The 24,580-nt window shown below is 50.2% G+C and carries 16 protein-coding genes; 12 read left to right on the top strand and 4 right to left on the bottom strand.

The features are described from left to right. The first annotated feature begins 106 nt into the window (after positions 1-106). The 7 genes from metK (at position 107) to BLQ36_RS10055 (ending at position 8,609) form a co-directional block, all read left to right on the top strand. On the top strand, positions 107-1,282 hold the full coding sequence (gene metK / locus BLQ36_RS10085) for a methionine adenosyltransferase (protein ID WP_074515486.1): 1,176 nt from the start codon (positions 107-109) through the stop codon (positions 1,280-1,282). A 229-nt stretch (positions 1,283-1,511) separates the two neighbouring features. After that, positions 1,512-3,332, top strand: a complete 1,821-nt coding sequence (typA, locus tag BLQ36_RS10080) for a translational GTPase TypA (RefSeq protein ID WP_074515485.1) — start codon at positions 1,512-1,514, stop codon at positions 3,330-3,332. 205 nt (positions 3,333-3,537) lie between these two features. Beyond that, on the top strand, positions 3,538-4,068 hold the full coding sequence (locus BLQ36_RS10075) for a cell division protein SepF (protein WP_074515468.1): 531 nt from the start codon (positions 3,538-3,540) through the stop codon (positions 4,066-4,068). Positions 4,069-4,177: 109 nt separating this feature from the next. Beyond that, complete coding sequence (pepD, locus tag BLQ36_RS10070; RefSeq protein WP_074515467.1) at positions 4,178-5,626, top strand: beta-Ala-His dipeptidase; 1,449 nt, start codon at positions 4,178-4,180, stop codon at positions 5,624-5,626. A gap of 88 nt (positions 5,627-5,714) precedes the next feature. Further along, positions 5,715-6,803, top strand: coding sequence for a hypothetical protein (locus BLQ36_RS10065; RefSeq protein WP_074515466.1), 1,089 nt, complete (start codon positions 5,715-5,717; stop codon positions 6,801-6,803). A 63-nt stretch (positions 6,804-6,866) separates the two neighbouring features. Next, positions 6,867-7,610: a hypothetical protein gene (locus tag BLQ36_RS10060; RefSeq protein ID WP_074515465.1), complete on the top strand. Its 744-nt coding sequence runs from the start codon at positions 6,867-6,869 to the stop codon at positions 7,608-7,610. A gap of 48 nt (positions 7,611-7,658) precedes the next feature. Then, positions 7,659-8,609 carry a metallophosphoesterase family protein gene (locus BLQ36_RS10055; protein WP_074515464.1) on the top strand — a complete coding sequence of 317 codons (951 nt, stop codon included), beginning with the start codon at positions 7,659-7,661 and terminating at the stop codon, positions 8,607-8,609. 28 nt (positions 8,610-8,637) lie between these two features. Here the strand turns inward: BLQ36_RS10055 and BLQ36_RS10050 are convergent, their stop codons facing one another. Both BLQ36_RS10050 and BLQ36_RS10045 read right to left on the bottom strand, forming a co-directional pair. Continuing rightward, entirely contained in the window at positions 8,638-9,519 is an 882-nt protein-coding gene (locus tag BLQ36_RS10050) for an EamA family transporter (RefSeq protein WP_074515463.1), read from the bottom strand. Positions 9,520-9,556: 37 nt separating this feature from the next. Next, positions 9,557-10,441 carry a LysR family transcriptional regulator gene (locus BLQ36_RS10045; protein WP_074515462.1) on the bottom strand — a complete coding sequence of 295 codons (885 nt, stop codon included), beginning with the start codon at positions 10,439-10,441 and terminating at the stop codon, positions 9,557-9,559. A 128-nt stretch (positions 10,442-10,569) separates the two neighbouring features. Here BLQ36_RS10045 and BLQ36_RS10040 point away from each other — a divergent pair, with 128 nt between their 5' ends. Beyond that, the gene (locus tag BLQ36_RS10040) at positions 10,570-11,613 is read left to right on the top strand and encodes a YeiH family protein (protein ID WP_074515461.1); all 1,044 of its coding nucleotides are present in this window, start codon (positions 10,570-10,572) and stop codon (positions 11,611-11,613) included. 147 nt (positions 11,614-11,760) lie between these two features. After that, positions 11,761-13,188 (top strand): hypothetical protein, encoded by a 1,428-nt coding sequence (locus BLQ36_RS10035; RefSeq protein WP_074515460.1) that lies wholly within the window; start codon positions 11,761-11,763, stop codon positions 13,186-13,188. Positions 13,189-13,228: 40 nt separating this feature from the next. On the opposite strand, the gene BLQ36_RS10030 is transcribed toward BLQ36_RS10035, so the two are convergent. Together BLQ36_RS10030 and BLQ36_RS10025 are read right to left on the bottom strand one after the other, a co-directional pair. Beyond that, positions 13,229-14,389, bottom strand: a complete 1,161-nt coding sequence (locus tag BLQ36_RS10030) for an acyltransferase (RefSeq protein WP_074515459.1) — start codon at positions 14,387-14,389, stop codon at positions 13,229-13,231. Between the two features lie 35 nt (positions 14,390-14,424). Next, complete coding sequence (locus BLQ36_RS10025; RefSeq protein ID WP_074515458.1) at positions 14,425-15,138, bottom strand: SIMPL domain-containing protein; 714 nt, start codon at positions 15,136-15,138, stop codon at positions 14,425-14,427. Between the two features lie 237 nt (positions 15,139-15,375). On the opposite strand from BLQ36_RS10025, the gene BLQ36_RS10020 reads away from it, so the two are divergent. The 3 genes from BLQ36_RS10020 to recJ all read left to right on the top strand — a co-directional run bounded on the left by BLQ36_RS10020 (position 15,376) and on the right by recJ (position 24,580). Further along, entirely contained in the window at positions 15,376-15,729 is a 354-nt protein-coding gene (locus BLQ36_RS10020) for an ASCH domain-containing protein (protein ID WP_033169178.1), read from the top strand. 167 nt (positions 15,730-15,896) lie between these two features. Continuing rightward, complete coding sequence (locus BLQ36_RS10015; protein ID WP_074515457.1) at positions 15,897-22,460, top strand: EAL domain-containing protein; 6,564 nt, start codon at positions 15,897-15,899, stop codon at positions 22,458-22,460. 149 nt (positions 22,461-22,609) lie between these two features. Beyond that, positions 22,610-24,580 carry a single-stranded-DNA-specific exonuclease RecJ gene (gene recJ, locus BLQ36_RS10010; RefSeq protein ID WP_074515456.1) on the top strand — a complete coding sequence of 657 codons (1,971 nt, stop codon included), beginning with the start codon at positions 22,610-22,612 and terminating at the stop codon, positions 24,578-24,580.

The raw sequence follows: 24,580 nt of genomic DNA, 5'->3' as shown, positions 1-24,580 counted from the left end.
AGCTCTCGTTTAACGAGGGCTTTTTCTTATGAATCGGAACGTTTGAGGCTATTCAGCAAAGATAAAGGAACTACTAGGGAGGTAGATTAAATTGAGTAAGAAACGCATGCTTTTTACGTCGGAGTCGGTAACCGAAGGTCATCCGGATAAGATGGCTGACCAGATCTCTGACAGCATCCTCGATGCCATCCTGGCTGAGGATCCGATGGGACGCGTTGCCTGCGAGACCATGGTGACGACGGGACAGGTCCATGTGGTCGGTGAGATTTCGACGAAGTGCTATGTCGACATCCCGAAGATCATCCGTGATACGGTCAAGGAGATTGGTTATACGCGGGCAAAATATGGCTTCGATGCCGATACCTGCGGCATCCTCGTATCCCTCGATGAGCAGTCGCCGGATATCGCCCAGGGCGTAAATGAGGCTATAGAGTCCCGCGAGGGCGAGATGGACGCCGCTGAGGCTATCGGTGCTGGCGACCAGGGCATGATGTTCGGCTATGCGACGAACGAGACGCCGGAGTTCATGCCGCTGCCGATTGCGCTGGCTCATCGTCTGGCCCGCCGCCTGACGGAAGTTCGCAAGAACGGCACGCTGCCGTATCTCCGTCCGGATGGCAAGACCCAGGTCACGATTGCTTATGAGGATGGCAAGGCAGTAGCTGTCGAGACCATTGTCATCTCGACCCAGCACGACGAGGAGGTAACCCTCGAGCAGATCCGCAAGGATCTCATCGAGCAGGTCATCAAACCGGTGGTTCCGGCTGAGCTCCTCAAGGACGATACGAAAATCTTCATCAACCCCACGGGCAAGTTCGTCATCGGCGGCCCGCAGGGTGACTCGGGCCTCACGGGCCGCAAGATTATCGTCGACACCTATGGCGGCTGGGCCCGTCATGGCGGCGGCGCTTTCTCGGGTAAAGATCCCACGAAGGTTGACCGCAGTGCTGCTTATGCGGCCCGCTACGTTGCCAAAAACATCGTTGCCGCAGGTCTTGCCGACAAGTGCGAGGTGCAGCTGGCTTACGCCATCGGTGTAGCTTATCCGGTTTCGATTATGATTGACACGTTTGGCACGAATAAGGTGGACGAGGAGAAGATTGAAGAAATCGTAAGCCACAACTTCGACCTGCGTCCGGCTGGCATCATCAAGATGCTCGACCTGCGCCGCCCGATCTACAAGCAGACGGCTGCTTATGGCCACTTTGGCCGCACGGATGTCGACCTGCCGTGGGAGCACACGGATAAGGCTGACGTGCTGAAGAAAGAAGCAGGACTCTAAGGATACAGCAGGGCTCCCTCATAAAGGGAGCCTTTTGCTATTTTTATCTGTCTGTCAGGGTGTCAAGGAAAATACCTGTACAATGCGGTAAAAAGTTATTGACAACTCAGACGGTCAATATTAAAATTAGATTGTTGCTTTACGATACGAGTAATGTAATATGTAAGAGAGGATGGATACCAAAGCGTATCCCTTTTTATTTATAGGAGGCAGATTACACAGAATGAGTATGATGACCAATGACAAGCTGAGAAATATTGCAATTATCGCCCACGTCGACCATGGTAAGACGACGCTGGTCGATGCAATGCTCAAGCAGAGTCACGTTTTCCGTTCCAATGAACAGGTTGCAGAGCGCGTTATGGACTCCGGCGATATCGAGCGCGAGCGCGGTATCACGATTCTGTCCAAGAACACGGCAATCATGTACAACGACATCAAAATCAACATCGTTGATACGCCGGGCCATGCGGACTTCGGCGGCGAGGTTGAGCGTGTCCTCAACATGGTCGATGGCGTTGTTCTGCTCGTCGATGCTTTCGAGGGCCCGATGCCGCAGACGAAATACGTTCTGCGCAAGGCACTGGAGCAGGGACTTAAACCGATTGTTGTCATCAACAAGATTGATAAGCCGAACCAGCGCGTAGATGATGTCTATGACGAGGTTCTCGAGCTCTTCATGGAACTCGATGCCGATGATGACCAGCTCGACTTCCCGGTTATCTACGCTACGGCTCGTGATGGTGTAGCGAAGTACAAGATGGAAGACGACAACGCTGACCTCAAACCGCTGATGGAGACGATTGTCAAAGAGATTCCGGCACCGAAAGGCGATCCGGAGGCTCCGCTCCAGATGATGGTTACGACGCTGGAGTCTGATTCCTTCGTTGGCCGCGTTGCTATCGGCCGCATCATCCGCGGTACGGCTAAGACGAACCAGAACGTCGTCCTCATCAATGGCGACCAGACGGTCAAAGCTAAAATCGGTAAAGTATTCGTTTACCAGGGCCTCAAACGCGTGGAAACTGAGTCGGCCAGCATGGGCGACATCGTCGCTCTGACGGGCCTCGGTGATGTTTCCATCGGCTACACGGTTGCCGATGCAGAAAATCCGGAGGCTCTGCCGACGATCAACATCGATGAGCCGACGCTCTCCATGACCTTCGGTGTCAACACGAGCCCGTTCGCTGGCCGTGAAGGTGAGTTCGTTACCTCCCGTCACCTGCGTGACCGCCTGTTCAAGGAAATCGAGACCAACGTTGCCATGAAGGTTGAGGAAACGGATTCGGCCGATGTCTTCAAGGTTTCCGGCCGTGGTGAGCTGCACCTGTCCATCCTCATCGAGACCATGCGCCGCGAGGGCTATGAGCTGCAGGTCGGTAAACCGGAAGTTGTTTACAAGACCATCAATGGCCAGCTCTGCGAGCCGATCGAGAACCTGACGGTCGAAGTACCGCAGGAGTTCATGGGCGCTGTCATGGAAGGCCTCGGCACCCGTAAGGCTGAGCTCGTCAACATGACGGAGACGGCTGGTTACATGCGTCTCGAGTTCACGATTCCAGCCCGCGGCCTGATCGGTTTCCGTTCTGAGCTCCTGACGAGCACCAAGGGCAACGGTATCATGAACCATGTCTTCCATGGCTATGCACCGTACAAAGGCGATATCCCGGGCCGTACGCGCGGTTCGCTCGTTGCTTTCGAGCAGGGTGAGACGACTGGCTATGGTATCTTCACGCTGCAGGATCGCGGTACGATGTTCGTCGGCCCGGGCGAGGCAGTATATGAGGGCATGATTGTCGGTGAGAACTCCCGCGAGAACGATATCGACATCAACCCGTGCAAGAAGAAGAACGTTTCCAACATGCGTACGTCGTCCTCGGATGAAGCTATCCGCATCACGCCGCCGCGCATCCTGTCCCTGGAGCAGGCTATCGAGTACATCAACAGCGATGAGCTCGTTGAGGTTACGCCGGAGCACGTCCGTCTGCGCAAGTCCATCCTTGATCGCACGATCCGTGGCCGCAACGCCAAGAACGCTCGTAAAGGCTAATTCTTAAAATAAAATAGTTACAATTTATAAGTCCTGCTGGAAAAATATAATTTTTTTCAGCAGGACTTTTGCATTTGATCGCGAAGTATGTTATCATGTTGATAGTTGAATTGTGAATTATGTTGATAACATGGATAAGTCCCCGCAAGGACGCGTCTAATTCGTGTGAATTAATGAAAGCTTTTTATTGGAAGGACGAGATGATATGGGCGTAGGCGCTATTTTTGAAGAGAAATTCTCTAAACTTAGAGATATTCTGATGCCGATTGAGGACTTCGGCGAAATTGAGGAAGATTACGCTGAGGTAAAGAAAACTTCATCCGTGAAGGAAGCACCGGCAGCTCAGAGCTACAGTGAGGAACTGAAGGTATCCAATGGTGGCACGGTTCAGTTTGACCGTTCGGGCTATCAGACTGGATCTTACCAGCATCGTGAGTCGAGTCGTCCGCAGTTGACGGTTCATACGACGAAAACGCCGGCTTTGAAAGTGCAGATTTATGCACCGAGCACCTTTGACCAGGTTGCTTCGATTTCGGATGACCTCAAAGCAGGCAAGGCTTGTGTCGTAAACTACGAGAAGGTAGAAGATGCTGAGCAGCGCCGTATTTGTGATTTCGTCAATGGTACCTGCTACGTTCTGGACGGCTGTGCGAAACGCATCTCCGGCAAAATTGTTCTTTATGTGCCGCAGGGGGTAGATGTAACGGAGGCCATGACGGTCGCGTTGACGGATTGATTTGCCCGTATTGCATTGTTAATGATGAGACCAGGCAGACGCTTTGACTGCCTGGTTTTATTTTTATGTTTACTATTACATATGATATATGAATGAGTGAGGGATTCCTATGGAACAGAACAATGAGATTTTGGAAGGCGTACTGAGTGAGTTTGAGAAATTGGCTGCGATTCCGCGCAAATCCGGCCATGAGCAGGCGGTCAGCGACTTCCTCAAGAAGTATCTGACCGACGCTGGCTTTGTGGTAGTGCAGGACGAGAAGAACAACATCATTGCCGATAAACCGGCCTGCCCTGGCTATGAAAACGCCCCGCTGACGATTCTGCAGGGTCACATGGACATGGTCTGCGTTGCTGAGGAAGGCTATGCCTATGACCCGCTTAAAGACCCGATTAAGCTCGTACGCGGCGAGAAATACCTTGAGGCTGAGGGCACGAGCCTCGGCGCTGACGATGGTATCGGCGTGGCTGAGGCCATGTATATCATGAAAAACGCCAAAGACCATGGTCCGCTGCGCATGATTGTCACGGTGGACGAGGAGCAGGGCATGACGGGTGCCATTAACCTCGGTGCCGAGCATCTGAAAGATGCCAGCTACCTCATCAACTGCGATTCGGAAAACTATGATGAGCTGACCGTCGGCAGTGCCGGAAGTGTCAATCTTGACTTTTCGCGTAAATTGACCCGTCAGCAGGCAACGCAGCCGAATGGCTGGCAGATTGAGGTTAAAGGACTCCTCGGCGGTCATTCGGGCGAGCGCATCGGCGATGGCCGTGGCAATGCCATCCGCACGCTGGCCTTTGCGCTGGCTGCCCTGCAGGAAAAGGGCAGCGTTGAGCTTGCTTCCTTTACTGGTGGCAAGGCCCGCAATGCCATCCCGAACGATGCCAAGATGGTAATCGCTACGGAATTTGACAAGTTCGCTATTGAGGACGTTCTGGCAGAGCAGAAGGAAAACTACCTCAAGATGTACGGCGGTGTAGACCCCAATGTTCAGTTCGTGCTCACGAGCGTTGAGACGCCCCAGCAGGTTTTGACGGCTGACTTTACTACGGACTTCATCCGTCTGCTGACGATTCTCCATACGGGAGTATTTGCCATGTCCACGGTTATCCCGGGCCTTGTCGAGACGTCGGCAAACCTTGGCGTCGTTTCGATGGACGGGGATGAAGTAAACATCGCGTACTTCCCGCGTTCGGCAGTTGACCAGAAGCTCAACGAATTTCGTTTCATGACGGAAGAATGGGCAGCGCTTACGGGCTTTACGGCACATATCGGCACCCAGTCGCCGGGCTGGAAGGAAAACAAGGACAGCAAGCTGGCCAAAATCATGGCTGAGACCTTCAAAGCTCAGAACGGCAAAGATATGAAAGTCGAGACAATCCATGCTGGCCTCGAGTGCGGCTGGCACTTCCTCAAGAACCCGAACCTCGACATGGTATCGATTGGTGTCACCACCATCGATATCCATAGTCCGAAGGAGCGCCTGATGCTGGAAACGGTAAAACCTCAGGTAGACCTTATCATCGAGACCTTGCATAAGATTGCAAAAATGTAATACAATAGAATAGAATTATAAATTAACGGCCTTCCCTTAGTGGAAGGCTGTTGCTTTATGGGGAGATTTTCAGAGAGAAGGGGATTTGATGAAAAAAGGATTGATGGCAGGTTTTGCGGCGGTGGCGTTGCTGATAGGGGGAAGTACAGCTGGGCTATTTTCTATGTCAAAGGCAGAAGCTGCAATGGTATCTGAGGTGTATGGAGCACAATGCTGGCATGGCGATTCAGGCTATCCTATTTGGGATAGCGGTGTGAATATGGGGAGTATATTTGAAGTAAAGACGGCTCGCGTAAAGTATGAAGACGAGCGGTATTTAAAAATTTTTGTCCAAGGATCGGGAGTATGTTATGTCCATAACCGCTATGAAGGAGATATGCATACCTATATATTGCTAGAAGATAAATCAACTGGTGCTGTAACTGTTGATGGATTTTATCCGCCAATACCTAGGCTATTTAATCCTGCGTATGCCTTAGTTAAAGATTATGCCAAAAGTATCCCAAATAAAACCAAACCGGATGACCTTAAGATAAAGTATAAAGTTTTATCCAATGGCAGTGACCGTTCGATGAAAGGTTTACAAGGAAATTGGTATGATTCTGCGGGGAATCTGGTGCTTTCGATTAATGGCCACTATATCAATGGCTGTAAAGTGGTGGCTTACTTAGGCTGTGGCGATGCTTCGGGCTATCGAATCCAAGAAGCGGATGGTTATCGGGACATCGGGCTGATGCCTGAACATATGAATGCGATGGATTTTCTGATTTTCAATGAGAAACAAACCTTACGTCATAGCGAAGAACCTCAATATACGGAATCCATAGCGGGGTTGTATCTGGGGATGAGTCAAAAGGATTTAGAGGCGCTTTATGGCAGTCCTACGCGGAAAGAAAAACGTAATGTGGGGCCATCCGATACATTTCCGCAGGACGTTTGGTATTATGAGGATGTATTTAAAGTTCGCTTCCTAGGGGATATGATTTCAAGCATCACATTTTATCATCCAGAGGAATTGGTTTACGACAAAAGTGGCTTCCCTTGTACGACCCCAATGGCAAAGTTAAGAGAGATTTATAAAGACAAGAACCATAATCCTTTTGTTGAACTCGAGCATAAGGAAAATATCGTGCTGCAAGATGGACAATTGCAGCTTACCAGCTATATTCCTCTTTGATTGTTCAAATTCCTTAAATGACGAAATGTATCGATAAGATTTATTTTGAGAGGGGAATAGAGGATGAAACGATTGGCATGCCTCGTGGCAGTGGGGACAATTATGCTTACAAGTGTTTGCAGTGCGATGACGATGCAGGCACCGCAAAAAATAGGGGAGATATCTTTACTTCCCATGGGATGGTATGAAGTCAAGGGGGCGACAACGCATGAAGGCGTCCCGTTCAAGAATGTGAGATACCTGACGTCTTATCCGTCATTGCGAACTGGTAATGGCAGTAAAATATTCGATAAGGGATTGGCCTGCTTTGGAAGTGGCGAAGATAGTATTTACGTTCATTATGATGCGCGGGACGGAAGAGCATCCTATCTGCCAAATCGAAACGATAGCTTTGTGTCGAAGATTGGCAGTAAGGATGTTAATAATACCATCGATATAACAGTAACTTGCGCAACAAATATTGATTGCATAAAAACGGATACTGATGAGAAAATGTACTTGTTGGTTAATGAAGATGAAGGAGGTGTTACAGGCATAACCTATACTCTGATTGGCAAGCGCAGTGATGGAAGTTATGTAAAATATTTCGACACCTACGACATAATCGGCAGATATTATGCGAACAAACGCGAGGTTCGCATGCAAAATATAAAAGTCGAAGGCGATGAAATTATTTGCAATTATTGCGTAACATGCTATGGATATGTAGGCCAAAATTATCAAAAAACTTATGAAGGCTATGGAAAGCTTTGCTTTAAATGGGATGATGAAGCGAAATGGTTCGGCGTTGAAAATAATACATTGTGAGTGAATATTTCGTAGTGGCGATATATTTTTAGCAGAGGAAGCGATACTATGTTAAACCGGCGTTCGTTTATCCGTGGTTTGATTATTGGACTTGGTGCCTTGGCTGTGGGCGGCTGGCAAAAATTGTTGGGGGCAACTGGGAAGGATTACTATCGGATTGTGGTGCTCGGGGACCCGCATCTGCCGGTGCGGGTGGCCAAACATCCCGATAGTAATGTCCGGCAGGCGATTTTGGCGGCCAAGGATGACGTTATTGCGGATATCAACAGCTGGGACGATGTGACGGCTGTTGCTGTAGTGGGGGATATCGTTGAACAGCGGGGCGTAAAGTCAGAATACGACTACATCCAGTCCTTCTTTGGGAAATTAAAAAAAGAGCTTTGGGTGATTAACGGCAATCATGAATTCCTTTATGAAGATGAACTCTCATCGAATGGTAGGATAAAACCAGCTAGCTCCGAGGTTCGTCAGCAGAAGCTGGATGCTTTTGCTAGGTTTTGGCAATTACCGCGGCGCTGGTATGCCAAAGACCTGGGCGGCTATCATCTGATTTTCCTGTCGACTGAAGGTCCCCTGCCGACACAAATAGGAGAAACGCAGCTGGCTTGGTTTGAGCAGGAACTGGCGGCGCATCGCGACCAAAAGACTCTGATCTTTTTCCATGGTCCTTTGAATCATACACTGTTGACGTATCATAAGTCCGTCAACACCGAGCGTTCGATTGCCATGCCGGCGGATAAAATCAATGCCATCCTAGCAGAAAATCCACAGGTAAAACTATGGATATCGGGGCATACCCACACCCCTTGTCGCAACCCAAGCTTTGCCAACAACGATATTAATTTTTATAACGAGCATACTTGCAACATCCATAACGACTGCATGGACAAAAAGAAGATAATGACTAATTCGATATACCTGTACCCGGACCATATCGAAGTGCGGACCTTTGACCATTATAAGAAACGCTGGTTAGAGGAAATTGACCGGTCATTTTGACCGGTCAATTTTATATCGTCAGATGAAGTTATCTTTTTGCCAGTACAAACACCGTGCCAAGGATTAAGGCTGTGCCGAGATAATCCATGGGGACAAAGCTGGCATGGAGGAAGAGAATGGAGAGGATGATGGCCGACAGGGGTTCGATGGAGCCCAGGAGACTGGTTTCGGTGGGGGAGATGTATTTGATGCTGCCGAGGTAACAGCCAAAGGCTATGACGGTGCCGAAAATGATGATATAGGCATAAGTGATGGCGGCGGCACTGCTCCAGATGCCGCTGAACTGCCAAGGCGGGCAGAGGGGCATCAGGGCAAGGCCACCAAGCAGCATGCCCCAGCCGGTAATCAGCGTAGCCCGCCATTTGCGAATGAGGCGTTTTGGCTGAGTGGTGTAAAAGGCGGCGGCAAAGGCAGAGCCAAGGCCCCAGAATAGTGCTGTAAGTGAGATGGACAGGGTATTGAGTCGCCCGTGGGTTACTAGCAGAAAGGTGCCACCGACGGCCATGGCGACACAGAGCAGTTCGCGATTAGGTGGGAACTTGCGAGCAGTAAGGGACGTGTAGCCGATGATGATTACCGGCATGAGATATTGGAGAATGGTGGCGGCGGCAGCATTGCCATGGCGGATGCAGGCAAAATAGGTGTATTGTACGGCCAACATGCCGAAGATGGCAAAAAGCAACACATCGCGGGCGTCCTGTTTATTTTTCCAGATGGCAAAAATATCTTGCCGGTAACTGATGAAGTCGATGAGCAGGAACAGACAGCCGGCTAGCAGCATGCGGGAAACGACGAGCCAGGCTGTCGAGAAGCTGCAATCCTGTAATAGATATTGTCCGGCTACGCCGCTGCCGCCCCACATGGAGGCACCAAGGCATACCATAGTAAGTCCTTTTTTTCGTTTTGACAAAGTGGGTCATCTCCTTAGGGGAATGCAAGCGGATTGGTCAGGTGGCACGGAGTTCTTGGCAGATTTGCTGGTAATGGGCGGTGTAGATGCTGTCTTTCTCCCAGATAAAGGTGAAGTCGTGCTGCATGGCAAAGCCTTTTAGGGGAATTTCCCGCAAGATGCCGCTGGCGAGCTCGGCTTCGACGGCGCGGCGGTACAGAAAGGAAATCCCGCAGTCATGGGCGAGCAGGCCGATGATGGTATGCATGTTTTCGACTTCCATGTTGTGGATGAAGTCTTCGGTACGAAGGCCATGCAGTGCTAGATTGCGTTCGAGGATTTCGCGGGTTCCCGACCCTTTTTCCCGCAGCAACAGCCGCTCTCCCAGCAAGTCGTGAAATATGGTGGGCTCGCCATGGGGAAACACATGCCCGGTGGCACAGACGCCGATATAATCCTCGGTGCTGTAGGGCTGGCAGAAATAATCCTGTGGTGGGAAATAACCCTCGACCAGTGCCATTTGAATGCGGCCGGCGGTAAGTTGAGCTAATAGTTCTTTGGTGTTGCCAAAACGAAGCCGAATGTTGATGCCGGGGTGGGCGGCTTGATAGGCGGCCAGCGGGGCGATGATGGCATATTCCCCAACCGTCATGGTGACTCCAAGGGATAGGGTATGGATGCCGGATTGCTGGCTCAAAAGCTCGGCGGCTAGTGCTACCTCGTCGTTTTCCATCGTCTTGCAGCGCTCGTAGAGAATGCGGCCCGCAGGTGTCAGCTCCAATTTTTTGTTGGCGTAACGAAAAGCCTTAATTTGGTAGTAGTCTTCTAGATAACGGATGTGCTGGGAGACAGCAGGCTGGGTTATGTTTAAACTTTTTGCTGCCTGGGTGTAATTCATCTTTTGGCAGACGCAGAGAAAGGTCTTGATGCGAAAGTCGAGCATAAGCAGCCCTCCTATCAATAAGAATATATTATAGGCATATCATAACATATAATTTTACATTTTCGTATAAACCTTTTATAATTCTTTTCATCAGCTGAAATCAAGGGCCCGGTTTTTTGAGGGATACAATGACTTTTTTACGCAATAATTTACTTGGTATTTTTATCTGTTTTCTGGTGGCATTGCCAGCCTGGCTGTTGGGGCAGCGCTTTCCTGTTGTGGGTGGTGCGGTGCTGGCGATTCTTTTTGGCATGGTTATCACTTCGGTTTGGCGGGAACATGGCACGGCTCAGCCTGGCATCAACTGGACGTCTAAGATTGTTTTGCAGGCAGCGGTGGTTTTGCTGGGCTTTGGTATGAATCTGGGGGTTATCATCAAGACGGGAATCTTTTCGCTGCCGATTATCCTCAGCACCATTACGACGTCGCTGGTGGTGGCCTGGGTGCTGCACCGGTGGTTAAAAATTTCCCGTAATACCTCGGCGCTCATCGGCGTTGGTTCATCAATCTGTGGCGGCTCGGCTATTGCAGCCGCCGCGCCGGTGGTTAAAGCGGACAGCAATGAAATCGCCCAGTCGGTTTCGGTTATTTTTCTGTTCAATGCGCTGGCAGCGCTTTTGTTCCCGTTGCTGGGGCATCTGATAGGTTTCGATACGACGTCGGGCGAGGCCTTTGGTATTTTTGCCGGCACGGCGATTAACGATACATCCTCTGTTACGGCAGCTGCTGCGACTTGGGACAGCATGTGGGACCTTGGCACCCAGACGCTGGATGAGGCCGTGACTGTAAAGCTCACGCGAGCGCTGGCCATTATCCCTGTTACGCTGCTCTTGGCACTGCTGGTGGCGAAGAAACAAGCCGCTCAGACCGAGGGGGCTTCCCTTTCCACCTTTAGTATGAAGCGGGCCTTTCCTATGTTTATTTTGTACTTTGTGCTGGCGGCGGTATTCACCACTCTTTGCCTGCAGATTGGTGTGAGCGGAGAGGTGTTTCAGCCGCTTAAGGAATTGGCTAAGTTCTTCATTGTCATGGCCATGGCGGCTATCGGGCTTAATAGCAATATCGTAACGCTCATCAAATCTGGCGGCAAGCCGATTCTTTTGGGTGCTTGCTGCTGGGCTGGTATTACTATAGTCAGTCTTTTGGTGCAGCATGTTTTAGGAATATGGTAATTTTGGGGGATAAGAAAAAGTCTGTGGTACTAGGGACCACAGGCTTTTTTGCTTAGGAATTGGTTAACAAAGTCAAGGTTTGCAGGTTTATCGAAGGAGAGACGCGAATAAAGAGAATAAGATTAGCAGGACAAGCGAGGGACGAGTATGCGGAAATGGTTGCGAAAGCACTGGAAGAAAACACTGGGAATCGCCATTGTGGTGATTTTCCTGGCGGTATTTCTGGTGTTGGAAATATTTAGTCGTGGGGCGGCGACGATTTTTAATCAGGCCATGGCAGAACAGGATATGTTGAAGGGAACTATCACCGCTGAGAAAATCATCGCCCACGTTACCGGGGATGTGGACTTTACGGGTCTTGAGTGGCGCGATACGGAAGGCAGGCTGATTCTGCGGGTACCGGAAGGTCATTTTTACGTGCGCCTATGGGATGTGGTGACCGGGCATATCAAATCCACTACCCTTCAGGAATTGACCCTTAAAGACGCCGAGGTGTCGATTCATTTGGCTGATGATATGACGGTGGATTTCGTCCGCAATTCCAAGGACATGCAAAAGATTCAGCGGGATGATGAGGATTGGCAGCAAAAGGTAAGTTTAGTTGGGAAAAGTGAGGAAGAACGCAAGCGGATAGGCGAATTTCACCGCCGGAAGCGGGCGGAGAAAATGGCGAAGCAGTGGAAAAACTTTGACCGTACGGGCAAAAAAATCCGAATGGACTTAAAGCTCGAAGATTGCCGCTTGGAAGTCTTTTACAAAGACCGTCACTATTTGTTGTCCGGAGTAAATTTAAAGACTGCGATTAATACGGATAAGCGTATGGAGATTGACGTTAATACGGGACGGTTCGGTGGTACGATGATTGGCAGTAATGTAAATTTACGCGGGACGGTGGAGTTTCAGGATAAAGATGTGCCGGTGGGGGATTTGCAGCTGAGTTTTGTGGATGTCGATCCCTCTTCGCTGGGGTTGGGCGTTCAGATTCATGACAAAATGACCCTGGATAGCCATTTAACCGGCCCGCTTAATGGGATTCATGGAGAGGGAAGACTGAAGATGGCAGAACTCCATATCCCGGGGCTTTATTTCCAAGAGGTCAATGGAAGCATAAGCTACGATGGCGAGAAGTTGGTTTTTCGCGATGTGACGGGGAATGTATACGGCGGCAAGTTGCAAGCAGAAGGCACCTATGACCTAGATACCCGCTATTATCAGATACATGCAATAGGGAAAGACTTGCAATCCTCTAAGGCATTACCCAATAGTCATTTATACTGCAATGTCATGGTGGATATCCATATGGAATCAAAGGGCAGTGCCAAGGAAGCCACTGCAGCGGGAAATTTTACCTCCGGTGAAGGGCGATATCGAAGGATACCGGTTAAACGCATCACCGGTTCCTTTCAGCAGTCCTACCGGGATTTGCGCTTTTATGATGTTACCATTGACTTTGCTGGGTTTCGTGTAGCTACCGACGCACTGGAGATTAAGGATAAAAAACTAACTCTTGGCCCCATTTTCGTAAAGGATAGCAGTGGTAAGGACATCAGTATGTTAGAATTTGGGCGAAAATAAAAAATGCCGCTGGGCGTAAGTGCCAGCGGCATTTTTGTCGTTATTTTTTCTTAGGATACACGCCAATGGTCAATTCATTGAGGATTGACAGCTGTTCGCCGATTTTGCGGCAGATTATTGCGCCTAGCATGGCAAGCGTCAGCGTGGCAAAGTAGAAAGCGATGGCAATCGGTGCCGTCATAATGCGTCCGCTATGCTGAAGCATCATGGCCAGGTACGTAATGGCAATCGGATGGGCCAGGTAGGCAAAATAGGAATGTTTGCCAAGCTGATGCAACAGGGGATTGAGGATGGCAGGATAGTTTTGATAGGTGAAAATCGTAAAGAAGAACAGCGAAGCCGTAATGGTGTAGAAAATACCAGCCGGACAAAGTTGATGGGCGGTATTGATAGCCTCAAGGGGCGTATAGCCATCGACAGCAATCAGTTGGTAGTAGTAGGCCAGCAGGGAAGCCAGGCTGGCCCAGAAAAAGGCCGTGATGCCTAGGCGGTGTTTCTTCATGAATTTCATGAACGAATCGATATGGACGGCCAGATAGCCGCCAAGCACGAAGATAAACACATAATGCATGACCCAGTAGTTCAAACGATACAGCAAAAACGGCTTGAGCAGGGAGTTGTCAGGCAGTCCGTAAACAAAGAGATTGAAGCTGGTGGCAAAACTTGACCAATAGTCAAAGCCAATCTGGGCGAACAGCAAAAGGGTGAGGCTTACCAGCCCGGCGCGCCGTACCATCCAAATCCAAAGGGGCATCAACAGGTAGAACCAGAGCAAGATGACGAGGAAGTATAGCTGATACTTCGCATTGCCGAAGAACAGTAATACGAGGAGATGCAACGGGTCAGGAAAGCCTACGCCGTATAGCCAGCCATCGTGGAGAAGATAGAAAAAGGACCAGACAAGATAGGGAACGAGGACGGTCTTGAAGCGCCGCTTCATAAAGTTGCGGAAGTCAAAGGGGGCCGTCAAATCCAGATTGTAGAACAGGCCAAAGGCGGAGATGAAGAAGAAAATCGGCACGCTAAAGCGTGTGGCAACCTCGAAGAGCGCAACGAGGTCGACGTTGGCGGCAGTATTGCTTAGATACTGGGAACCGACATGGATACCGATAACGCCCATCATTGAAATTCCGCGAATATATTCGATGGCGGCCAGCCGTGGTTTGCGTGGCTTAGCTGCCGGTACTGCTTGTTCTTGCATGTGATAAAAAACTCCTTATTTCGTAAAAGCTGCGATTAATTTTCGAGAATGTAGTCGATATGGACGCGGGCGGTAAGCGATAAACTGCCCGGTTCAATGGTCGTGGCTGCTGTGGTTTTCGCTGCGGCCAGCATCGCATTGTCATAACGGCGGGATTCAAGATAGCCAGTGCTCTCGGACACATTCTTGATGCCAACGATGCGCTTGCCAAGACCCTGGGCTAAAACATCCGCTTTATCACGGGCGTCCTGCACGGCCTTCATCAGTGCTTCTTTGCGGACTGACTGGGGGTTGCTGGCCGTAAAGTCCAGGGAGTGGATTTCGTTAGCTCCGGCGCTAAGGGCGGCGTCGATGACTTTGCCAGTCTTATGGATATCGCGGACAAAGACGATGATGGAATTATTCACCGTGTAGCCGCTGATTTCATTGCGGCGATTGTCCGAGGTGCGGTAGTGGGGGCGGAAGGAATAGTTGTTGGTCTGGATATCCTTATCTTCGATACCCAAAGCCTTGATGGCTTTATTGACCTGTTCTGTGGTCAAAGCGTTGTTGTTCTGAGCTTTGCCAGCATCAGCGGCCTGGGTCGTTACGCCAATGGTGATGGTGGCCTGGTCTGGTGCGGCAATGCCCGTGCCTTCACCATCTACGGACAAAGTCGGCGCATTGTTGGCTGCTGGTGCAGCCGCGGCAACACTGGATACCAATAGCGTAAGGGCCATGAAAACAAAAGCAATGCGTTTGCAGTTCATAAGAAAACCTCCTCAAGAAGTGGATAACAAATTTCTCGTTCTATTCTAACATATTTCCTACGTAAAAAACATGTTGGGGATTTTGACTGGCAAATGGTGCAAAATGTTTACAAAGTTACAGAAAAAGTTTTCTTTCTGGCAGGAGATTTGCTATAATTAAAAGAACATATAATAATATTCATAGATTATATGTAATAAGTAACAACTAGGAACAAGGGTAGATTGGAGTGCTTTAGTATGATGGCATTGAACTTCCAGGCAGCAAAACACAAAAAAATGCTCATGGAACGCACAAAAAACTGTACGGTACGTCTTGGCGATGTATCCAAACTTTATCCGGAAGGCTCTGTCGTATGGATTACCACGGGTAAAAAAGGCGAACCCAAGCATAAACTTTATTCCGCCTATCTCGATAAAGTACGGGTAAAGACCATGGGGACGCTGACCTCGAATGACCTAGGTCATCAGAATCCGGAAATCAACTCGAAGGAAGAGTTGGTAGCCGATTTCGAAAAAATCTACCAGCGCCGTATCCTTATGGAAGATACCGTAACGGTAATCTACTTTACAGAGGTACATGAAGATTTGTGATATATTTTACGACAAGAGAAGCGGTCCGAAAGGGCCGCTTTTTCTGGCGCTTAGGCCGCTTATTTGTCAAATGTCAGGCAGGATTTTGACTTGTCAAAAACGAAGTATGCAGAAATGGAGATACGGACTTTTGTTTGATGGGCTTGACTGGGGAGAGGAATCTTACTATGAGCAAGAAAGACCAGTTTGTAAATCGGCCTTATATTATGTCATTGGAAATGCGGGAGGCGCTGGAACGGCTGGCGATTCCCTTGGCGATGTATCAGTTTTTGCAGGGCAAGATTCGTGTGCTGTTGGTATCCGATGGCCTATTGGCGTTGCAGCCTCCTGGCTATACCCGGGAAGAGTTGGTGGCGCAATTTGAAAATGACATGTATAAGAATGTCCATCCGGATGATACGGTGCATGTGGCGGTGGCGGCGATGGATTTTGCTCGTACCCACGGCGGTATTTATGATGCGCTGTATCGGGAACGGCTCTATGGCAGGGAAGAATACCGCATTTTGCATGCCCGTGGAACCCATTGCTATCTAGAAGATGGCACAGAGTACGCTGTGGTGTTTTACGATGATGTTACCGAAGCTATCGATACATCCCATTCCCATGAGAAACTTTATATCCACACCTTGGAAGAATTAATCAATAGCAATGGCGAGGCCTTTGCGATCGTGGGCGCGGAAGGTCATGAGCTTTTTATGTGCAACCAGGAGATGCGAGTCCTTTGGCCGCCGGTTCGTTTTTTTGACAGTGGGATAACCTTTGAGGAGTATTTTTATCCGGCGGATGACCGGAATATCATTCCGCTCGATGATTTGGCCGATGGCCCCGAGACGATTGTACCGCTGCCAGGAGGCGAGACGGAAATCCTGCTGCAGGTGATACGAACCCTTTGGAAAGGACAGCCAGCTTACCTCTTGCGAGCCGCACTGCGGGATGAAACCTTTTACGATGAACGGACTAACCTTCCCAATGGCAATTACTTCCGCCTGCGCGGTCATGTGACTGCCCAGCGGATGATGCGGGATGGCAGGCAGCCGGCTGTTCTGGATATTCGCGTTTGCCGAATGCCATCTCGCAACAGTCGGTATGATTTTTCCGAAGATGATGACCTCATGGTGCGCATTGCCAATCATATCCGCCAACAATTCGCTGGGGAATTGGTCTGCCGTTTTGGGGACGAGCGCTTTGTGGTGCTCAGTGCTGCCAGTGGGGTAGAGGCTGTTTTTGCGGATTTGAAGCATCAGGTCATGGAGCAAGAGAAGGGCGATGTGCTTCGGATTTATGCCGGGATTTGTCTCGATGGCGGTGACGAGGAAGAGTTCCTGCATGCCTGTGACCGGGCAAAGCTGGCCGCGGATTTTTTGCGCTCATCGCCAGAGCGGGATTGTGCGTATTATGCACCGGAGATGGAGCATAAGGCAGAGCTTTATGATTATATTGCCGCCCATATTGATGAAGCGGTGCAACGGGAATATATTCAGGTGTATTATCAGCCGATAATCCGCACCCTTACCCGAACCCTTTGTAGTTTTGAAGCCTTGGCCCGGTGGCAGGATCCCCAACGGGGTATGTTAAATCCGGGACTGTTTATCAGCACGCTGGAAAACACGCGGCAGATTCACAAGCTGGACTGCTATATGATCCGGCAGATTTGCAAGGATTTGCGTACTTGTATGGATATGGGGCGGCCGGTGGTGCCGGTCTCTGTCAATTTGTCCCGGCTGGATTTTTTGCTTTGTGATATTTTTGATGTAGTTGAGGAAGCCATGGCAGACTATGGCCTTCCGCGCAATCTTTTGCATATCGAGGTGACAGAGAGCCTGTTGGCGGGAGAGGAGACGGTTCGGCAGCAGATTGCCCGCTTTAAGGCGGCGGGCTATGCCGTTTGGATGGATGATTTTGGCAATGGCTATTCTTCGCTTCATACGTTAAAAGACTGCGATTTTGATGTGCTTAAATTGGATATGCACTTTGTTACAAATCTCAATGAGCGGTCTCAGAAAATCATCCGCTATACGGTGGCGATGGCGAAGCGAATTGGGTTTGAGACTTTGGCGGAGGGAGTTGAATCCGAAGAACAGCTGCAGGTTTTGCGGGAAATGGGCTGCGAAATGGTGCAGGGCTATTTCTATGGCCGGCCCCAGGCCCTCTTTAGTGCCTTTGAGTCCATTCGCCAACAGGGAATTGAGATTGAGCAGACAACGGACGTCCCGCTATTTCGGGAACTTAGCCGGACGGATTTTTTGATTGACGATGGCATTGCGGTGGTGGAATTGCGGCGGGCGCGGCTTCATTATCTTGGCGCCAATGGGTATTATACTGAGTTGCTGCAACTGTTTGGTTTTGAGGGACTGCAGGCTGCCGAAATAGTCCTAAATAATGGCGTGATGAACTGGATGGGACAGCTTTATGAATACTGCCAGGAGGCGCGCAGCCAGGGACAGGTGGTTTCGCATAACTTTTTGTTGAAGGGGAATCTCTGTCTGCTAAAAATCGAATTTGTTGGGGAACGGGGCGGCCGGCAGTATTACCGGTTCATGACCCATAATGCGACCAATAATTTTTCCAGTTGTGAGCTGTCGAAGTTCCATCCCTCTTCCCAGTATTTGCTCGAGATGTTTCAGGATATTGCCCTCGTCGATGTGGAGCAGGACAGTTTTGAAAAAGTTTATTCGCAAAAGCATTGGAGTGGTTTTGAAGAAACGCTGTCTTTGCGGGCCGTCGTTTGTATGTTTGCCCAGCAGGTGATTCATCCAGAGGACCGGGAGCGTTTTGTGGTCCTTATGGAATTGGATTGGCTGGCGCAGATGGAAAAAAGGGAGCAGCGCTGTTTGCGGGAATTTTTCCGCATCAATTTACCCGCAGGTGGCAGCCGCTGGGTGGCGCTTAACATCATCGCAACGGAGTCTAATAAACGGTTTTTGTTCTGCATTCAGGAACTGCCCCAGGATAGATTGGCGGATTATTTCAACTATGTATACGCGCAGTATGAACGGGCTGCTTATCATGAGGTGGATGAGCTGACGGAATTGCTGAACCGCACGGGATTTGACCGTTATGCTTACGAGTATTTGGAGCAGTATTCTGCTGTGCCGGCTGTTCTGCTGGTGGTAGATATCGACAATCTGCAGTTCATCAATGACCGTTATGGCTGTGTGGTGGGGGATAAAGCCATCCGCTGTGTAGCTGATGACCTCAAATGTTTATTCGGTGGGGATAGCATTGTGGGCCGCAATGCCAGCGATGAATTTTTGGTGCTTATCAAAGAAGCCGATTGGTCTCAGGTAGAATCCCGGGTGGAGATGTGTGCGATGGGATTGCATGCTTTCACCTTTGAAGGAAGTGAGATTGCGGTCACCCTTTCCATTGGCGCGGCAGTGTATCCGGTTCATGGTGCCAACCTGCCGGTGTTAGGGCGCAAAGCCGATGCGGCCCTCTATCAGGTTAAGGGGCAGGGAAAGCATTCCTATCTGCTGTTTGATGCAGCGGTCAACAGTCAGCTATGTACGACTCAAGGGCTGGAAGATATTGCCATTATGGATGGGCTGCCAGGTGCTGTTTTGGTGTACCGGGCGACTGGTCAGGGAGAAATCCTTTACGGCAATCAGGGCATCGTGGCAATGCTTGAGTGCAAAGACCTGGAGGAACTGTTGCTGTTTGTGCAGGGGAGTTTCCGCAATCTCATTTTGCCCGAAGACCGCGATGCGGTGGAGAAGAGCATCTGGAATCAGATTATGCATCAAGAAGGCAGCCGCATTGACTTTGCGGCTTTCCGAATTGTAACGCGGAAGGGAAATGTCCGCTATGTGCACGCGATTGGCAGGCTGGTGCGCAATCTTCAGCATGGTGAGGTGTTCTATACCTTCCTCTACGATGATGCCCAGCAGCGACAGCTCATGGATTATCAGACGATGCCCTATGATGCTGGCATTGCTATGACCCTGTCCCAGGAGTTCTTGACGGTGTACTTGTTGCGGCTGCCCGAGGAGACCTTCGAAATCCTCAAGCTGGATGACCGGCATAAGGCGAAAGTGGGCCGGCTGCTGTTGGATAGACCATACCGCGAGATTGTAGATGGCTTTATCAATACTATTGTCTGTGCGCGTGACCGCAAGGCGGTTCGTCAGGCCATGTCTACGCGGTATATGTTCGAGCAGCTTTGCAAGGCACCTTACTACAGTCAGATTTATCTAAATGATGAGCAGGTGTATTACGAAATAAAAATTGCCCTGGAAAGCCGAGCAGGGGAGACCATGCAGGTCCTCATCGGTTTTGCCGAGTGTGATGAACATTCGCGCCGTGAAATGTATGACCGGCAAATCATTCAGGCCATTGCCCAGGAATACGGCTTGATTCTCGAACTGCAATTGCAGGAGGACAAGGTGGAGCGCTGCTTGCATCGGGCGGAAAACATGGCGTTGCTCAATTATCCCCAATTCCTGGCGGCCGATGGCTATTCGGCAGGATTGATTGACTTTTGTCAGGAGGCCGTGAAGGAAAAATATCGCGAAAAAATGCGAAATGAATTGTCCGCCCAAAACTTGCAGCGTGTCCTCAAGAAGAAGCACAGTATCCGTGGCAGTTTTGAAAGCCGCGGCGGGCGGTATTATGAGTGGAAGGCCGTTCGCATTGACATGGCAGAAAGCCAGGTGAATCATGTCCTGCTGGCGCTGGCGGATAAAGATGAAGAGATTCGCCGGGAGCGGGCCAATGCTTTGGAAAAGCGGCAAAGCACGGATATGATTGCCGGTTTGGCTGAGGAATATGCAGCCGTTTACTTGCTGGATTTGCATACGGGAGGATTGGTGCCCTTCCGGCAGGAGTCCCGCTTGATGGAGGATGTTTTTCCTCTTCGCAAGGGGTACAGCATGGCCATGCAGACCTTTGTGGAGCAACGGGTTTATGAACCGGAGAGGCTGCGGGTGCTGTCGGCAAGCAGTTTGGAAAAGGTCCAAGGGGAGCTGGGAAAGAAAAATACCTATTCGGTCATCTTTAGTGTCTGGCAAGAGGGAATGCTGTGGTTCCGTGAGTTAAAGTTTGTCCGGATGAACCAGGCGGGAAATCCGCGCCAAGTGGTATTGGGATTTCTGGACCGTGACGATGAAATCCGCTTGCGCTACGTCAATGAGCAATTGGTCAAGGAGTATAGTGCTATCTATGTCTGTGAGCTGGAATCCGGTCGCATTCGTGGCTTTTTGCCCTTCAGTTATGTCAAGAGTCAGCGATTGGAGTCGAGAGATTATCGGACGGTTATTGCACCGCTGGCCAGCCTGGTGGCGCCAGCCTACCGGCAATTATGGGAACAGCTCAGCGACTCGCAGTATGTTCAGCAGCTGCTGGTGGTGGACAATCGGCGGGAGTATATTTACGAAGTGCCAGGCATTGACAATACTTGGCGGCGCGTCATTTTGCAGGTTACGGACCGTCAGGCCGATGGCCGTGTGTCCCGCATCATCATGTCCTTTATGGCCATCGATTTTAAGCAGGCGGAGCAATTGGCCCTTGACCGCAAGGTCAAACAGCAAAAGAAGAAATTGGAGACCCAACATGACCAGTTGGCTTTGGCACTGCGGCAGGCAAATGCCGCCAGCAAGGCTAAGACGGATTTTTTGTCGAATATGTCCCATGATATCCGCACCCCCATGAATGCGATTATCGGATTTACCGAATTGGCGGAGGCACACCGGGATAATTTGGACTTGGTGCATGAGTATTTGCAAAAGATTTCTACCGCCAGCCATCATTTGCTGTCCCTTATCAACGATGTATTGGATATGAGCCGCATCGAAAGCGGCAAAGTGACGCTGGAGGAAAAAGCGACGAATCTACCGGAATTGGTCCGGGGGATCCGGGATATTTTGCAAAACGATATGAAGCAAAAGGGACTGGATTTCTTCCTCGATACGGAGGGGGTCAAAAACCGGATGGTAATCTGCGACAAGCTGCGCATTAACCAAATCCTTTTGAACTGCCTGTCCAATGCCATGAAATTCACGGCAAGTGGTGGCAGTACAGGCCTTCGCATCGTTCAGATGGATAATGCCCCAGCTGGCTATGGGAATTTCAGCTTTGAGGTTTGGGACACGGGAATTGGCATGAGTGAGGAGTATGTCCAGCATATCTTTGAGCCATTTACCCGGGAGCGGACCAGTACCGTCAGCAAGATTCAAGGAACTGGCCTTGGCATGGCCATCGTCAAGAACATTGTCGATATGATGAATGGCACCATTAGCGTTTACAGTGAGCAGGGCTGTGGGACGACCTTCCATATTGAACTGGTACTGCGGCTGGCTGAGGATGCAATGGAACCGCTGATAACGAAAAAGGAAAGACACTTGCCAGAAGCGGGGCATTTTGCTGGCAAGACGATTCTGGTGGTGGAGGATAATGAAATTAACTTGGAAATCATATTGGCCCTGCTGGGCGATTTCGGGGCTGAGCTGGTGTCTGCGGAAAATGGTGCGCTGGCGGTGGAACTTTATACGAAAGACCCTAAGCGTATCGATCTCATCTTAATGGATATCCAAATGCCGGTTATGGATGGATTGGAAGCAACCAAGTTGATACGAAAAGCGGAGAAAGAGGGGCATCATGTCCCCATTCTGGCCATGACCGCCAACGCCTTTGCCGAAGACCGGCGCGTAGCCATGGACAGCGGCATGGATGACTATATTACAAAACCTGTTGACATGCCAACCCTGCTGCTCAAATTGCAGGAATATCTTGGCTAAGATAAAGACGGCAAATGGTCCGTAGATGGACGGTTTGTCGTCTTTTTGTATTATATTTGTGTACAGGGAAAGCGAAATGTTCTATTTGGTAGAAAAATATGGATAAAAGTAATAAAATACGTTAATATATAGCGTAGGAGTTGTAAACAATGTTAAAACAATGGAAACTTTATGATACGGTGCCTGAGTCGGCGGAGTTTGCGAAAAAACTTGGCATTACGGAATTGTCCGCTGGGATTTTGTGGCATCGTGGGATTACCAATATAGAGGAAGCAGAGCGTTTTTTGCATCCGGAGAAGCAGCCGTTTTATGATCCGTTTCTCATGAAGGACATGGATGCAGCTGTTGTCCGCATCAAAAAAGCGATTGCGGGCGGAGAAAAAATCATGGTCTATGGCGACTATGATGTCGATGGCATGTCGGCAACGTCACTGCTCGTACACAATCTAAAAAAACTCGGGGCGGCGGTATCGTTTCATATTCCCGACCGCGTAAAAGAAGGGTATGGTTTTAATCTGCCTGCACTTCAGCAGATTGCCGCTAAAGGCGTAACGCTTTTGGTATCGGTGGATTGCGGCATCGCTTCGGTGGATGATGTGGCTGCTATGAAGGGAAAATTGGATATCATCGTGACCGACCATCATCTGCCGGGTGATGTGCTTCCCGACGCCTTGGCCGTTGTCAATCCGCATCGCGCTGATTGTCCCTATCCCGATAAGGAATTGTGCGGTGCTGGTGTCGCCTTTAAACTTTGCCAGGCCCTTTGGCGTGAACTGGAAGGGGAAGATTATACCCAGGATTTGGAATTGGTGGCACTGGGAACCGTTGCCGATATCGTTCCGCTGACTGGTGAGAATCGCCGCATTGTAAAAGAGGGACTGGCGGCGATGCAGGATTCTTCCTTTGCTGGTGTCCGGGAGCTAATCCAGGTGGCCGGCATCCAGGAAAAGGCCATAAATACCGGGCATGTGGGCTTTCAGCTGGCGCCGCGGCTCAATGCGGCGGGGCGAATCGGCTCGGGGGTCAAAGGAGTTCGGCTGCTGCTTTCGGATAGCAAAGAGGAAGCGCATAAGCTGGCGTCGGAACTTGACCTGCTGAACAGCCAGCGCCAGGCAATTGAGCAGGAAATTCTGAAGCTGGCAGAAGAGCAGCTGGTCGGAAAGGACCCGGATAATATGCCGGCCATCGTGGTGGCTGGAGAAAATTGGAATCCCGGCGTCATCGGCATCGTGGCTTCCCGCTTGGTGGACCGCTACTATAAACCGACGATTGTGCTGAGCATTCAGGAAGATGGTGTTTGCAAGGGCTCTTGTCGCAGCATTGAGGGGCTTCACATGTATGAGGCCCTCAAGAAGTGCCAGGAGCACATCATCCAGTTCGGTGGACATGCCCAGGCAGCTGGTCTTTCGGTGAAGCTTTCGGAACTAGAAGCGTTTCGCGCGGCCTTTTCTAAAGTGGCAGCTGAGACGCTTTCGGACGAGGATTATATTCCCAAAGTCAAAGTGGAATTTGAACTGGCACCGGAAGATATTACCTTTGAACTGGTGGAAGAATTAGAGCTCTTTGAACCCTATGGAATGGGCAATCCCAAACCCCTTTTCGGCTGCCGGGGCATCCGGGCGATGGGGGCGGCGGCAATCGGCAGCCAGAAGCAGCATCTGCGTTTCCAAGTAGGCAAGCCCTCCGAGCCGATTCATGCGCTCTTTTGGAACAAGAGCGAATATGCCGGTATTGTCAATGCAGAGGCTATTGATATGGTCTACAGTCCCGCTGTCAACGAATGGCAGGGACGCCGCAGTCTTCAGTGCATGGTGGATACTTTAGGGCCTGCCGATAAGGAGAAGGTATTCCCAGAACGGGAACAATTGGTAGCAATTTATCGTTTCCTTTACGGGATTCAGCAGCAGGAAAATGGCATTCCCTACACGGCGGCGGAGCTCACCGTGAATTTTTGCCGCTGGGGCAATCGAATTTCCCTGTATACCATGAGTACCGGCCTGCGCATTTTTCAGGAGCTGGGCCTTTTGCGGCTGGACTTGAAAAAAAATCACTACTACCTGCCCAGGGCTTCTGGGCGGATGGAATTAGATAATTCGCCGACGTATCGACGTCATCGCTAA

Source organism: Selenomonas sp. WCT3 (genome assembly GCA_900100835.1).
In the GTDB taxonomy this organism is placed as follows: domain Bacteria; phylum Bacillota; class Negativicutes; order Selenomonadales; family Selenomonadaceae; genus Selenomonas_A; species Selenomonas_A ruminantium_E.
The sequence above is the reverse complement of the archived record's forward strand: the minus strand, read 5'-3'. Positions and strand labels throughout refer to the sequence as shown.

Excerpts from the sequence above, each read along its gene's own strand:
- metK (WP_074515486.1), top strand. The coding sequence starts at position 107 with ATGCTTTTTACGTCGGAGTCGGTAACCGAAGGTCATCCGGATAAGATG.
- typA (WP_074515485.1), top strand. The coding sequence starts at position 1,512 with ATGATGACCAATGACAAGCTGAGAAATATTGCAATTATCGCCCACGTC.
- BLQ36_RS10075 (WP_074515468.1), top strand. The coding sequence starts at position 3,538 with ATGGGCGTAGGCGCTATTTTTGAAGAGAAATTCTCTAAACTTAGAGAT.
- pepD (WP_074515467.1), top strand. The coding sequence starts at position 4,178 with ATGGAACAGAACAATGAGATTTTGGAAGGCGTACTGAGTGAGTTTGAG.
- BLQ36_RS10065 (WP_074515466.1), top strand. The coding sequence starts at position 5,715 with ATGAAAAAAGGATTGATGGCAGGTTTTGCGGCGGTGGCGTTGCTGATA.
- BLQ36_RS10060 (WP_074515465.1), top strand. The coding sequence starts at position 6,867 with ATGAAACGATTGGCATGCCTCGTGGCAGTGGGGACAATTATGCTTACA.
- BLQ36_RS10055 (WP_074515464.1), top strand. The coding sequence starts at position 7,659 with ATGTTAAACCGGCGTTCGTTTATCCGTGGTTTGATTATTGGACTTGGT.
- BLQ36_RS10045 (WP_074515462.1), bottom strand. The coding sequence starts at position 10,441 with ATGCTCGACTTTCGCATCAAGACCTTTCTCTGCGTCTGCCAAAAGATG.
- BLQ36_RS10040 (WP_074515461.1), top strand. The coding sequence starts at position 10,570 with ATGACTTTTTTACGCAATAATTTACTTGGTATTTTTATCTGTTTTCTG.
- BLQ36_RS10035 (WP_074515460.1), top strand. The coding sequence starts at position 11,761 with ATGCGGAAATGGTTGCGAAAGCACTGGAAGAAAACACTGGGAATCGCC.
- BLQ36_RS10030 (WP_074515459.1), bottom strand. The coding sequence starts at position 14,389 with ATGCAAGAACAAGCAGTACCGGCAGCTAAGCCACGCAAACCACGGCTG.
- BLQ36_RS10025 (WP_074515458.1), bottom strand. The coding sequence starts at position 15,138 with ATGAACTGCAAACGCATTGCTTTTGTTTTCATGGCCCTTACGCTATTG.
- BLQ36_RS10020 (WP_033169178.1), top strand. The coding sequence starts at position 15,376 with ATGATGGCATTGAACTTCCAGGCAGCAAAACACAAAAAAATGCTCATG.
- BLQ36_RS10015 (WP_074515457.1), top strand. The coding sequence starts at position 15,897 with ATGAGCAAGAAAGACCAGTTTGTAAATCGGCCTTATATTATGTCATTG.
- recJ (WP_074515456.1), top strand. The coding sequence starts at position 22,610 with ATGTTAAAACAATGGAAACTTTATGATACGGTGCCTGAGTCGGCGGAG.